Genomic DNA, 13,230 nt, shown 5'->3' on the forward strand with positions numbered 1-13,230 from the left:
AGTTCAGCCCATATCTTTCATGGCGGCAAACTTGTGACCCGCGATACGCGAAGTGGCGATACAGGCCGCTACCGATGCGAGAAGCAGGATCACCAGCGGCCAGTCGCCCAGGCCCGAGGCCGGCGTCGCCCTGCCGACGGCGGGGAGGGGGGCGTCGATGACCCCCCGGGCGCCCAGGTCCAGGCGCTGGCCGGCCACCACGCGGCCCTGGGCGTCGACCATGGCCGAGACGCCGGTGGGGGTGGCGCGGATCATCGGCCGGCCCGCCTCGATGGCGCGATAGCTGGCCAGGTTCAGGTGCTGCAGCGGTCCCGAGGTGACCCCGAACCAGGCGTCGTTGGAGACGTTGACCAGCGCCCGCGCGTCGGGATCGCTCCGGGCCAGGCCCGGGAACAGGCTCTCGTAGCAGATCAGCGGCTGCACCTTCAGGCCGGGCGCGACGGTCAGCGGACCGGGGCGCGGCCCCGTGGCGAAGCCGTCGCCCAGGTGGGCCATGCTCTTGAAGCCGATGGCGGTCAGCAGGCCGTCGGCCGGCAGGTACTCGCCGAACGGCACCAGCCGGTGCTTGTCGTAGACCCCGACCATGACCAGGTCGCCCGGCTCGCGGCGCAGGGCCACCAGGCTGTTGTAGTAGACCGGCGCCTGCGCCGAGCCTTCGTAGCGATAGCCGCCGATCAGCAGCAACTGGCCCGGCCGCAGGGCGTCCATGATCGCCTGGCGCACCCAGGTTCCGGGGGCCAGATAGTCGTTGATCGCGGCGGGCAGGGCGCCTTCCGGCCAGACCACGATGTCGGCCGGCTTGTCGCCGGCGTAGGGCTGGGCGGTCAGCGAGACATAGTCGTTGACGATCGCCTGGAAGCTGGCGGCGTCCCACTTGGCCGACTGCTGGACGTTGGCCTGGACAATGCGCACCAGGGGCGCGTCCGGCGCCGTCGGGTGCGGCGCGGCCTTCAGCGCCAGGGCGCCGCCGGCATAGAGGCCGGCCAGGGCGAGGCCTGCCGCGCCGACGGCGATCCGGCCCGAACGGCCTTGCCGCCACACGGCCGGGGCGGCGGCGATGGCGAGGGTGATGAAGGTCAGGCCGTAGGCGCCGACGAGGGCGGCGGCCTGGGACGGCGCCGAGCCGGCCTTCCAGGTCTCGCCCGGCAGGTTCCACGGAAAGCCGGTCAGCACGTGGCCGCGCACCCACTCCAGCGCCGAAAGGGCGGCGGCGAAGGCCAGCACTCGAACGGCGCCCGCGGGCCGCAGGCGGCGGTAGAGAACGGCGGCCAGGCCCCAGAACAGCGCCAGGCCGGCGGCCATGGCGGTCACCGCGAACGGGGCCATCCAGCCCTGGTTGGCGGCGTCGACCATGAAGGCCTCGCCGATCCACCAGGTGCCCAGGCCGAAATAGGCCAGACCCGCCAGCCAGCCCCGCAGGAAGGCGCTCCGCAGGGGCCGGGGTCCGTCGATGGCGTCCAGCAGCCATAGCAGCAGGGCGTAGCCCAGCAGGCCCGGCAGGATCCCGAACGGCGGATGGGCCAGGGCGGCGGCGAGGCCCGAGGCGAGCGCCAGCCCGCGGTCTCGCCAGGGGGAAGCGGCGGTCAGGGCGCGCAGGTTCAAGGGGCGTCCACGGGATCGAACGAGGTCTCGACCTGCGCCGGTTCCGGCGCCCGGCGCACCCGCACCCGCAGCACGCGGCGGGAGTCGGCCTCCAGAACCTCCAGCTCGAAGCCGGCCGGGTGGCGAACGACCTGGCCCTGTTCGGGTACCTGGCCGGCCAGGGCCGCGACGAGGCCGCCGACGGTGTCGACCTCCTCCTCGTGCTCGGGCGGGGCCAGGGTCTCGCCGACCGCGGCCTCCAGGTCTTCCAGGGGCGTGCGGCCGTCGGTCTCGAAGGCGCCGTCCGGCCGGGCCGTGACGGTGGCGACCTGGGCGTCGTCGTGCTCGTCGTCGATGTCGCCGACCACGCTCTCGATCAGGTCTTCCATGGTCACCAGGCCATCGACCCCGCCGAACTCGTCGATGACCATGGCCATGTGGATGCGCTTGGTGCGCATGCGCAGCAGGAGGTCGGCGGCGCGCATCGAGGCGGGCACCAGCAGCATGTCGCGGCGCAGTTGCTCGAGGACGCGGGCCTCGGGCTCGGGGCGCAGGGCGTCGTCGGCCAGCAGGCGGAAGACGTCCTTGACGTGGATCACGCCGATCGGCTGGTCCAGGGCCTCGCGATAGATCGGCATGCGCGAATGGCCGGCCTCGACGAACTGGGCCACGACCACGGCGAAGGGGGTTTCGACCTCGACGGCGACGACGTCGGGGCGGGGGGTCATCACGTCGCCGACCTTCAGCGTCTTAAACGCCTCGGCCTGGTCGACGAGGTCGGGGGCGGCGACGTGGTCGGGATCGGCCGGGCGCGAACGCTTGACCGGCGCGGCCCGCCGCAGCTCACGAAAGAACGCCCGCAGGCCCCGGCTGAAGCGAGCCGGACCGGCGGGCGTGGAACTCTGGTCGTCGTCAGGCATGCCTTTGGGCTTTCACCTCTCGTCGGCGTAGGGATCGGGAACGTCCAGTCCCGCCAGGATCTCGCGTTCGAGCGCTTCCATGGCCTCGGCCTCGTCGTCGCCCTCGTGGTCGTATCCTAAGAGATGCAGCACCCCATGCGCCACAAGATGTTGCAGGTGGTGGGCCAGGGGCTTGCCCTGCTGCTCGGCCTCGCGGGCGCAGACGCCGTAGGCCAGGGCGATGTCGCCGATCTGGCCTTCCGGGTTGGCCGCTGGGTCTTGCGGCGACGGGAAGGACAGGACGTTGGTGGCGTAGTTCTTCTGCCGGAAGTCGCGGTTCAGCGCCTGGACGCTGTCGTCGTCGGCCAGCAGGATGACGATGCCCTGGCCCTCGACGTCCTCGTGGGCGTCCAGCACGGCCTGGGCGGCGCGCCAGACCAGGGCCTCGGCTTCGGGCTCGGCCTTGGTCCAGGCCTCGTCTTCGATTTCGATATCTACGGTGATCATCGGGGAGTCGCCACCAGGGCCGCGTCGGCGTCGTAGGCCTTGACGATGCGCTCCACCAGCGGGTGGCGCACGACGTCGGTCGAGGTGAAGCGGGCCACGGCCACGCCCTCGACGCCGTCGAGGATCGAGACGGCGTGGGCCAGGCCGGAGTCGCGGGGGTTCAGCAGGTCGATCTGGGTCGGGTCGCCGGTGACCACCATGCGCGCGCCTTCGCCCAGGCGCGTCAGCACCATCTTCATCTGCAGGCGCGAGCAGTTCTGGGCCTCGTCGACGATGACGAAGGCGTGGGCCAGGGTGCGGCCGCGCATGAAGGCGATCGGGGCGACCTCGATCTCGCCCTTGTCGCGGCGGCGGCGCAGCTGCTCGGCGCCCATGATGTCGGTCAGGGCCTCCCAGACCGGGGCCATGTAGGGGTCGACCTTCTCGTTCAGGTCGCCCGGAAGGAAGCCGAGCTTCTCGCCGGCCTCGACGGCGGGGCGGGTGACGATCAGGCGGTCGACCTCGCCGCGCAGCAGCATGCCAGCGCCCTGGGCCACGGCCAGGAAGGTCTTGCCGGTGCCGGCGGGGCCCAGGCCGAACACCAGCGGATGGCGGGCCATCTGCTCCATGTAGGCGGCCTGGTTCTTGGTCTTGGGCGAGACGGCGCCGCGGCGCACGGCGCGCGGAGAGGCCTGGCCGCCGGCGCTGTGAGCTTCGCCCACGGCCACGCGGATATCGGCCTCGACCACCTCATGGCCGGCGTCGGCGCGCTCGGCCAGGGCCAGCAGCGCGCGCTTGGCCGCCGAGCGGCCCTTGACGTCGCCAGTGATCTTGACGCCGCCGCCGGGCGTCTCGAGCAGGACCTTGAAGGCGTCCTCGATCAGGGCGGCATGGCGGCCGGACGGGCCGGTGACGGCGACGACGGCGTCGTCGGAAAGCGGCAGGAACTCGGGCGTGCGGCTCACGCGGTCTCCAAAGCGGGTTCGTTGGCGAGCACGCCGGCCAGGCTCATCTTGGCGGCGCTCTCGATGCGGACGGGAACGATCGTCCCGATCAGGTGCTCGCCGCCCGAAACGTGGACGGCTTGCAGATAGGGGCTGCGGCCGACGATCTGGCCGGGGTGGCGGCCGGCCTTCTCGAACAGCACCGGCAGGGTCTTGCCCGCCTGGCTGGCGTTGAAGGCCCGCTGCTGCTCGTCGAGCAGCTGGTTCAGGCGATCCAGGCGCTCGGATTTAACGGCCTCGTCGACCTGGCCGGGCATGGCCGAGGCCGGCGTGCCGGGGCGGCGCGAATACTTGAACGAGAAGGCGCTGGCGAAGCCGACCTCGCGCACCAGCTCCAGCGTCTTTTCGAAATCGCCGTCGCGCTCGCCGGGGAAGCCGACGATGAAGTCGCCGCTCATGGCGATGTCGGGCCGGGCCGCGCGGATGCGCTCGATCAGCTTCACATAGCTTTCGGCCGTGTGGTCGCGGTTCATGGCCTTGAGGATCTTGTCGCTGCCCGCCTGCACCGGCAGGTGCAGGTACGGCATCAGCTGCGGCAGCTCGCCGTGGGCCTCGATCAGGTCCTCGCCCATGTCGCGGGGGTGGCTGGTTGTGTAGCGGATGCGGTCCAGGCCATCGATCGTGGCCAGCTTGCGCACCAGCTTGGCCAGGGTCGAGCCGTCGCCGTCATAGGCGTTGACGTTCTGGCCCAGCAGGGTGACCTCGCGCACGCCCGCGCCGGCCAGGCGCTTGGCTTCCTCGACGATGTCGTTCACCGGGCGCGACCACTCGCCGCCGCGCGTATAGGGCACCACGCAGAAGGTGCAGAACTTGTCGCAGCCCTCCTGCACGGTCAGGAAGGCGGTGACGCCGGTGACGTGACGCTCGGCCGGCAGGGCGTCGAACTTCTCGTCGGCGGCGAAGTCGGCGGCCAGCCGCTCGCCGCTGGCCCGGTGGGCGCGGGCGATCAGCTCGGGCAGCTGGTGATAGGCCTGCGGGCCCACGACCAGGTCAACCGCCCGCTGGCGGTTCATGATCTCCTGGCCCTCGGCCTGGGCCACGCAACCGGCCACGGCGATGGTCATCTTGCCGCCGGTCTGTGCCTTGCGGTCCTTCATCTGCTTGATCAGGCCAAGCTCGGAATAGACCTTCTCGGTGGCCTTCTCGCGGATGTGGCAGGTGTTGAGCACCACGAGATCCGCGCCCTCGGGATCATCGACCACGCCATAGCCCAGCGGGCGCAGGACGTCGGTCATGCGCTCGCTGTCGTAGACGTTCATCTGACAGCCGTAGGTCTTGATGTAGAGGCGCTTTTGCGGGGTCTCGCTCATCCGGCGAGGTTATGGGGTCGAGCGGCCCCGCGCGCAAGGTCGCGAAGGTCACACCCGGGGCTTGAAACCGCAAAAGAAAACGGCGCCGGAGAGGTCCCCGGCGCCGCATCTCGATCCTTGGAAGGATCAGTAGTTCTCGTCGTGACGCTTGATCGCCGCGCGGATCAGCTCGGCGGTCTCGTCCGGATCGGCCCAGCCGGTGATCTTGGTCGACTTGCCCTTTTCCAGGTCCTTGTAGTGCTGGAAGAAGTGGGCGATCTGCTCGGTCAGGATGGTCGGCAGGTCGCGCCAGCTGTTCACGCCCGTGTAGAAGGGGTGCAGCTTGTCGACCGGCACGGCCAGGATCTTTTCGTCCGACCCGGCCTCGTCGACCATCATCAGGGCGCCGATCGGGCGGCAGCGGATGATCGCGCCGGGCACCACCGGGGTCGGGCCCACGACCATGATGTCGGCGGGGTCGCCGTCGTCGGCCAGGGTGTGCGGGATGAAGCCGTAGTTGGCCGGGTAGAACATCGCCGTGTGCAGGAAACGGTCCACCATCAGGGCGCCGCTTTCCTTGTCGATCTCGTACTTCACCGGCTCGCCGCCCTGCGGAATTTCGATGACGGCGTTCAGGTCGTAGGGCGGGTTCACGCCCACGGCGATCTTGGAGAGGTCCATAGTGACTCTTCGTTGTGGGAAGGCTCCCGCGGGGAGGCGGGCCTCAAGCGGCCGCCTGTATAGGCCACAAGTGTTGCGATGCGAAAGAGGGGGCGTGTCCGGCCCTCGACTTGGGCCTGCAAAAGCATCTTCGATCTGTGGTCCAGCTTGTCGAGTGACCGCCAGAACAGCTTTCGGCGCTTGGCTTGCGGGGCCTGCGAAGCCGGCCTCGCGTGTCGCGCGAGGGCTGGCCAGGAGGGGGCTTCCACCCGCTCGCCTATCGCGCTATATAGCTCCCACATCGTCCGTTAGCGCTGATTGGCGCTTTCGAGCGGCGGCCCGAAAGGCTGCCGCTTTTTCTTTGGTCGCTCGCCAGCTGGGCCTTCGAGGCTCCCGGCGGACGGCCCGCGAAGTTGAGAAGAGAACCGTGCGCGGCAAGACGCGAGAAGACCTGGACCTGATCGAGATGCTCGACCCCGTCGCCGAGGCGACCGGCTACGAGATCGTCCGCCTGCGCCTGATGGGCGGGGCCGAGCAGCGCCGCCTGCAGATCATGGCCGAGCGTCCGCTTCTGGAAGACGGCAGCGGCGGCGACATGAACGTCGAGGACTGCGCCAAGCTGTCGCGCGCCATCTCCGAGGTGATGGACGCCGCCGACCCGATCGCCGGCGAATACACCCTGGAAGTCTCCAGCCCGGGCGTCGACCGCCCGCTGACCCGCCTGAAGGACTTCGAGACCTACGCCGGTCTCGAGGTGCGCATCGAGCTCGATCGCGTGGCCGAGGGCCGCAAGCGCTTCAAGGGCGAGCTCGCCGGTGTCGAGGACGACCAGATCGGCCTCAATATCGAGGGCGAGGACGACGTCACCGTCTATTTCCCGTTCGCCTGGATCGTCGACGCCAAGCTCGTTCTCACCGACGAGCTGATGAAGCGGGGCGCCGATGCGCGCGCCGCCCGCGTGGACGCCGAGAACGACAACGATTTGTCCGAAAGTGAAGAGGACTGACCATGGCCATCGGCATCGCCGCCAACCGGCTTGAACTGCTCCAGATCGCCGACGCGGTCGCCCGCGAGAAGGGCATCGAGAAGGAAGTCGTCATCGAGGCCATCGAGGACGCCCTGCAGAAGGCCGCCCGCGCCCGCTACGGCGCCGAGCACGACATCCGCGTCAAGATCGACCCGCGCACGGGCGAGACGACGCAGAAGCGCGTGATCGAGATCGTCGCCGACGACGCCGACCTGGAAGGCGAGATCGGCAAGGTCCACCTGACCTCGGCCAAGCGCACCTGGCGCGACGCCGAGATCGGCAAGATCTACGAAGAAGCCCTGCCGCCGTTCGAGATCGGCCGCGTGCAGACCCAGATGGCTCGCCAGGTCGTCATGCACAAGGTTCGCGAAGCCGAGCGCGAGCGCCAGTACGAAGAGTACAAGGACCGCTCGGGCGAGATCGTCAACGGCAGCGTCAAGCGCGTCGAATACGGCAACGTCATCGTCGACCTGGGCCGCGGCGAAGGCATCATGCGCCGCGACCAGTCGATCCCGCGCGAGAACTTCAACGTCGGCGACCGCATCCGCGCCTACATCTACGACGTCCGTCGCGAGACCAAGGGCCCGCAGATCATGCTGTCGCGCGCCCACGGCGGCTTCATGGCCAAGCTGTTCGCGCAGGAAGTGCCGGAAGTCTACGACGGCGTCATCGAGATCCGCGCCGTGGCCCGCGACCCGGGCTCGCGCGCCAAGATGGCCGTGATCTCCAACGACAGCTCGATCGACCCGGTCGGCGCCTGCGTCGGCATGCGTGGTTCGCGCGTGCAGGCGGTGGTCGCCGAGCTGCAGGGCGAGAAGATCGACATCATCCAGTGGTCGGAAGACGAAGCCACCTTCATCGTCAACGCCCTGGCCCCCGCCGAAGTCTCCAAGGTCGTCATGGACGAGGAAGACGAGCGCGTCGAAGTGGTGGTGCCCGACGAGCAGCTGTCGCTGGCCATCGGCCGCCGCGGCCAGAACGTCCGCCTCGCCTCGCAGCTGACCGGCTGGCAGATCGACATCATGACCGAAAGCCAGGAGAGCGAGCGCCGTCAGCGCGAGTTCACCGAGCGCACGGCCCTGTTCCAGGAAGCCCTGGACGTCGACGAGGTCATCGCCCAGCTGCTGGTCACCGAAGGCTTCGCCGCCGTGGAAGACGTCGCCTATGTCGACACCCACGAGATCGGTTCGATCGAAGGCTTCGACGACGAGACCGCCGAGGAACTGCAGGCCCGCGCCCGCGAATTCCTCGAGAAGGAAGCCGCCGCCCTGGACGCCAAGCGCGTCGAGCTGGGCGTCCAGGACGAACTGCTGGGCGTGGAGGGCGTGACCCTGGCCATGGCCGTGGCCCTGGGCGAAGGCGACGTGAAGACCATCGAAGACCTGGCCGGCCTCGTCCCCGACGACATGCGCGGCTGGTTCGAGAGCAAGAACGGCGAGCGCGTGCGCGAGCCGGGCATCCTCGAAAGCTTCAACCTGTCGCCTGACGACGCCGAAGCCCTGATCATGCGCGCCCGTATCGCCATGGGCTGGGTCGAGGCCCCGCCGGAGCCGGAATACGAGGAAGTCGAAGAGATCGAAGAGGCCGAGGCCGCTGAAGTCGAAGGCGAGGAAGCCCCCGCCGCCGAAGAAGCCGCCGAGGAGCAGTAAGAGACAGCCGGCCCTTCCGATCCTCGGAAGGGCCGCTTCCTTTGAAGACGCATGATCGACCAGGCCGCACCGAAAACCCACGCCGAAGCCAGCCGCGCCCGCAAGGACATCGTCCTGGGCGAGGCGGTCGACGAGGCGCGCCTGGTGCGGTTCGTGGCCGGTCCCGACGGCGTCGTGATCCCCGACGTGGCCCGCAAGCTGCCCGGGCGCGGCATGTGGGTGGCGGCCGACCGCGAGTCGATCGCCGCGGCCGTCAAGAAGAACGCCTTCTCGCGCTCGGCCAAGGCCAAGCTGTTCGCCCCGGCCGACCTGGCCGACCAGGTGGAACGGCTTCTGGCCAAGCGGGTTCTCGACGGCCTGGGCCTTGCGCGGCGCTCGGGGAGCATTATCTCCGGCTTCGAAAAGGTTCTGGCGGCCCTGGCCTCGGGCAAGACCGCCTGGCTGATCGAAGCCGCCGACGGCGCCGAAGATGGCCGCCGCAAGGTCTTTTCAGCCGCTCGCAAAGCGCCGAACGCCCCAAGAATCCTCGGGATGTTCACATCCGACGAATTGGGTTTGGCCTTGGGCGGGGAGAATGTGATACACACGGCGCTCCTCGCGGGGCGAGGCACGGATCGCTGGACTTTGGACGTCGAGCGGTTATCAGGCTTCCGTCCTTTCACGCCGCCGGACTGGGTGGTGCGTCAGAACGAGGAGCCCTAGGCTTCTATACGTCCTTGGATGGCTTCATCCGGCGACGAAAAGAGCCTAGAACCTGAATGTTGGAGCAAGCCGCCGCAGGCGTCGCGCTCTTGAGCGAAGGGCCGGGAAACGCGCTTCCTATTGGAGGTACGTCCAGGCCCCTTTCTCGTATGGATTGATCGGTTTTTTGGGCCGGGAACCCGCCCGGCGGAAGTACAAGCGAGCGCATGAGCGACGAGAACGATAACGGTCGGCCTGGTTCCAACCCCGGTGGGCGCGCGCCCATCACCCTGAAGCCCCGCCAGGGCTCGGTGAGCGCCGGCGTTGTGAAGCAGAGCTTCAGCCACGGCAGGACCAAGACGGTGGTTGTCGAGACGAAGCGCACGCGTCCGCATGCGCCGGCTTCCGGCAACCTCGCCGCGCCGTCCCAGGCCGAGCGTCGCCACGACGCGCCGCGTCCGCAAGGGCAAGGCGGCGGTTCGTCGGCCGGCGGCTTGTCGCAGGACGAGATGCGCGCTCGCCAGCGCGCCATCGAGGCCGCTCGCGAAGCCCAGGAACGCCAGGCCGCCGAACGTCGCGCCGCCGACGCCCGCGCCGCCGCCGAGGCCGCCGCGGCTCGCGAAGCCGCCGCCAAGGCCGCTGCCGCGAAGGCCGCCGCTGAAGCCGCCGCCGCCAAGCCGGCTCCGGCCGCGCCGACCCCGGCCGCCGCTGCTCCGGTCGCGCCCGCGCCGACGCCCGCTCCGGCTCCGGCCGCGCCGCGCGTCGAAGCGCCCCGCGCCGAGGCTCCGCGCCACAGCGCTCCGGGCCAGACCCGCACCTACGAACCCAGCCGTGAGCGCCGCGACGATCGTCCGACGACCACGACCTACCGGCCGACGCCGGGCGGCGAGCGCCCGCAAGGCGATCGTCCCCAAGGCGACCGCCCGCAGGGCGACCGTCCGTTCAACCAGCGCGCTCCGCGCCAGGACGGGCCGTACAACCAGCGTGCGCCCCGTCAGGACGGCCCCTACAACCAGCGCGCTCCGCGTCCGGACGGCGACCGTCCGCGCGGCCCGCGTCCGGAAGGCGCCGGCGGCGGCTACCGCTCGGGCGGCGACCGCCCGCAGGGTGATCGTCCGCAAGGCGACCGTCCGCAGCAGACCGTCCGCTATTCTGCCCTGGCCCCGCGCCCGGCGCCGGGCGCCGGCCGTGGTCCTGGCGGCCCCGGTGGTCCGCGCGGTCCGCGTCCGGGCGTTCCGGCCTCGGCTCCGGCCACGCCGGAAATCCAGCGCGCCACCCGCTCGGCCCCGCGGCCCGGCGGCGGCCTGACCGATCGCCGTCCGGACGAGGATGACGATCGCCGCAAGGCCAACAACGCGCCGAACAAGGCCGTTTCGCGCGCCAAGGGCGCTCCGCAGCGCCGTGAAGGCCGTCTGACCATCCAGGCCGTGGCCGGTGATGGGGAGTCCGCCGACCGCATGCGCTCGCTGGCCTCGGTTCGCCGGGCCCGTGAACGCGAAAAGGAAAAGCGCCGTGGCGGCGCGGTCGAGCAGGCGCGTGTCGCCCGCGAGGTCGTGATCCCCGACGTCATCACCGTTCAGGAGCTGTCCAACCGGATGGCCGTGCGCGGCGTCGAGATCATCAAGTTCCTGATGCGTCAGGGCGTGATGCTGAAGATCAACGACGTCATCGACAACGACACCGCCGAGCTGGTGGCTACCGAGTTCGGCCACACCGTCAAGCGCGTGTCGGAAGCCGACGTCGAAGAAGGCTTCATCGGCGCCGAGGACCACGACGATCACCTGGAGGCCCGTCCTCCGGTCGTGACCATCATGGGCCACGTCGACCACGGCAAGACCTCGCTGCTCGACGCCCTGCGCGCCACCGACGTGGCCGCCGGCGAACACGGCGGGATCACCCAGCACATCGGCGCCTATCAGGTTCGCCTGAAGGACGGCCAGCGCGTGACGTTCCTCGACACGCCCGGCCACGCCGCCTTCTCGGCCATGCGCGCCCGCGGCGCCAACATCACCGACATCGTCGTGCTGGTGGTGGCCGGCGACGACGGCGTGATGCCGCAGACGGTCGAGGCGATCAAACACGCCAAGGCCGCTGGCGTGCCGATCATCGTCGCCGTCAACAAGATGGACAAGCCGGGCTCGGATCCGACCCGCGTGGTCAACGAGCTGCTGCAGCACGAGATCGTCGTCGAAAGCCTGGGTGGCGACACCCAGATTATCGAGGTCTCGGCCAAGGCTCGCACGGGTCTGGACGACCTGCTCGACGCCATCCTGCTGCAGGCCGAAGTGCTCGACCTGAAGGCCAACCCCGACCGCACCGCCGACGGCGTCGTGATCGAGGCCAAGCTGGACAAGGGTCGTGGCGCGGTCTCCACCGTGCTGGTCAACCGCGGCACGCTCAAGCGCGGCGACATCGTCGTCGCCGGCAGCCAGTTCGGCCGCGTTCGCGCGCTGCTGAACGAGCGCAACGAGCAGCTGACCGAGGCTGGTCCGGCCACGCCTGTCGAGATCCTGGGCCTGGACGGCGTTCCCTCGCCCGGCGAAGCCTTCGCCGTCGTGGAGAACGAAGCCCGCGCTCGCGAGCTGACCGAGTACCGCATCCGCCAGAAGCGCGAGAAGACGCTGGCCCCGGTGGGCGCCGGCGCTTCGATGGCCGACATGATGGCCAAGCTGCAGGACAAGAAGCTGAAAGAGCTTCCGCTGATCATCAAGGCCGACGTGCAAGGTTCGGCCGAGGCGATCATCGGTTCGCTGGACAAGATGGCCACCGACGAGGTCCGCGCGCGGATCATCCTGTCGGGCGCCGGCGCGATCAGCGAAAGCGACGTCATGCTGGCCAAGGGCGCTGGCGCGCCGGTCATCGGCTTCAACGTCCGGGCCTCGGCCCAGGCGCGAGCCCTGGCCGAACGCGAAGGCGTCGAGATCCGCTACTACGCGATCATCTACGACCTGCTGGACGACATCAAAGGCGTGCTCTCGGGCATGCTGGCCCCGATCCAGCGCGAAACCTTCCTCGGCAACGCCGAGGTCCTGCAGGCCTTCGACATCACGAAGATCGGCAAGGTCGCTGGCTGTAAGGTCACCGAAGGCGTGGTCCGCAAGGGCGCGAAGGTCCGGATCATCCGTCAGGACATCGTCGTGCTCGAACTGGGCACCCTGCAGACGCTCAAGCGCTTCAAGGACGAGGTCAACGAAGTCCCCGTCGGTCAGGAGTGCGGCATGATGTTCGCGGGCTTCCAGGACATCAAGGTCGGCGACACCATCGAGTGCTTCACCGTCGAGGAGATCAAGCGCCAGCTCGACTAGGCGTTTGACCTGAACTCAGCTTAGAGGAAGGCGCGGACTTCGGTTCGCGCCTTTCTTGCGTTCGGGGGTGTGCGTCGATGGAAGTCGTCGGGGATATCGGGATCTTCGAGAGCCAGAAGGCCTGCGGGCCGCTGCGCAGGCATCTGTTCGGCGCCAAACGCTTCCTGCCCTGGCTGATGCTGCTGGTCTACATGGCGGCGCTGCTGGCGGCGTCGTCGCTCGCCGACTGGCTGGCTCCCGGGACCGGCCTGCTGGGGCTGCTGGCCGTTGCGATCCCGGCCGTGCTGCTGTGGCGGCGGATCTGCGGCCGGATGGCGCCCAAGGCCTGGATGGCGCGCGGCGTGCCGATGCAGGTGGCCACCACCTATCGCGCCGACGAGGCGGGACTGACGATCGTCTGGCCCCACTATGAGACCCGCCTGGCCTGGGCCGGCGTTTCCCAGATCGCGCCTGGCCACAAGTCGTGGCTGTTCATCGGGCCGGGTCAGGCCTTCTTCCTGCCGGTGCGCTTCTTCGCCGACGCCGCGGCCGAGACCGCCTTCCTCAAGGCCTGCTACGACCACCTCGATCCGGTCGCCCAGGCGCGGAGCAAGGATCTCGCCGCACGTCTCGCCACGAGCCAGGCCTGAGGCCTGGCGCGAGCGACTGG

General features: G+C 69.6%; 11 protein-coding genes. 5 read left to right on the forward strand and 6 right to left on the reverse strand.

Annotation, left to right across the window (positions count from 1 at the left end; genetic code table 11):
• Window positions 1–3: 3 nt before the first annotated feature.
• From lnt to ppa, 6 genes are all read right to left on the reverse strand, one after another.
• Window positions 4–1,602 (reverse strand): apolipoprotein N-acyltransferase, encoded by a 1,599-nt coding sequence (gene lnt, locus G5B46_RS11135; protein WP_165258700.1) that lies wholly within the window; start codon window positions 1,600–1,602, stop codon window positions 4–6.
• Entirely contained in the window at window positions 1,599–2,501 is a 903-nt protein-coding gene (locus G5B46_RS11140) for a hemolysin family protein (RefSeq protein WP_165258701.1), read from the reverse strand. Before G5B46_RS11140 ends, lnt begins: the two co-directional genes overlap by 4 nt.
• Window positions 2,502–2,513: 12 nt before the next feature.
• The gene (gene ybeY / locus G5B46_RS11145; protein WP_165258961.1) at window positions 2,514–2,972 is read right to left on the reverse strand and encodes an rRNA maturation RNase YbeY; all 459 of its coding nucleotides are present in this window, start codon (window positions 2,970–2,972) and stop codon (window positions 2,514–2,516) included.
• 11 nt (window positions 2,973–2,983) lie between these two features.
• Window positions 2,984–3,931 carry a PhoH family protein gene (locus G5B46_RS11150; protein ID WP_101720481.1) on the reverse strand — a complete coding sequence of 316 codons (948 nt, stop codon included), beginning with the start codon at window positions 3,929–3,931 and terminating at the stop codon, window positions 2,984–2,986.
• A complete protein-coding gene (miaB, locus tag G5B46_RS11155; protein WP_165258703.1) occupies window positions 3,928–5,280 on the reverse strand; it encodes a tRNA (N6-isopentenyl adenosine(37)-C2)-methylthiotransferase MiaB in 1,353 nt (450 codons plus the stop codon). The genes G5B46_RS11150 and miaB overlap by 4 nt, the downstream gene beginning before the upstream one ends.
• A gap of 126 nt (window positions 5,281–5,406) precedes the next feature.
• On the reverse strand, window positions 5,407–5,940 hold the full coding sequence (gene ppa / locus G5B46_RS11160; protein WP_058347149.1) for an inorganic diphosphatase: 534 nt from the start codon (window positions 5,938–5,940) through the stop codon (window positions 5,407–5,409).
• Between the two features lie 355 nt (window positions 5,941–6,295).
• On the opposite strand from ppa, the gene rimP reads away from it, so the two are divergent.
• The 5 genes from rimP (at window position 6,296) to G5B46_RS11185 (ending at window position 13,210) form a co-directional block, all read left to right on the forward strand.
• Window positions 6,296–6,925: a ribosome maturation factor RimP gene (rimP, locus tag G5B46_RS11165; protein WP_165258962.1), complete on the forward strand. Its 630-nt coding sequence runs from the start codon at window positions 6,296–6,298 to the stop codon at window positions 6,923–6,925.
• A gap of 2 nt (window positions 6,926–6,927) precedes the next feature.
• Window positions 6,928–8,595 carry a transcription termination factor NusA gene (gene nusA / locus G5B46_RS11170; RefSeq protein WP_165258704.1) on the forward strand — a complete coding sequence of 556 codons (1,668 nt, stop codon included), beginning with the start codon at window positions 6,928–6,930 and terminating at the stop codon, window positions 8,593–8,595.
• A gap of 51 nt (window positions 8,596–8,646) precedes the next feature.
• Entirely contained in the window at window positions 8,647–9,297 is a 651-nt protein-coding gene (locus tag G5B46_RS11175; protein WP_165258705.1) for an RNA-binding protein, read from the forward strand.
• Between the two features lie 206 nt (window positions 9,298–9,503).
• Window positions 9,504–12,581 carry a translation initiation factor IF-2 gene (infB, locus tag G5B46_RS11180; protein WP_165258707.1) on the forward strand — a complete coding sequence of 1,026 codons (3,078 nt, stop codon included), beginning with the start codon at window positions 9,504–9,506 and terminating at the stop codon, window positions 12,579–12,581.
• 77 nt (window positions 12,582–12,658) lie between these two features.
• Window positions 12,659–13,210 (forward strand): YcxB family protein, encoded by a 552-nt coding sequence (locus G5B46_RS11185; protein ID WP_165258709.1) that lies wholly within the window; start codon window positions 12,659–12,661, stop codon window positions 13,208–13,210.
• Window positions 13,211–13,230 lie beyond the last annotated feature (20 nt).

This window comes from Caulobacter sp. 602-2, from assembly GCF_011043625.1.
Classification (GTDB): domain Bacteria; phylum Pseudomonadota; class Alphaproteobacteria; order Caulobacterales; family Caulobacteraceae; genus Caulobacter.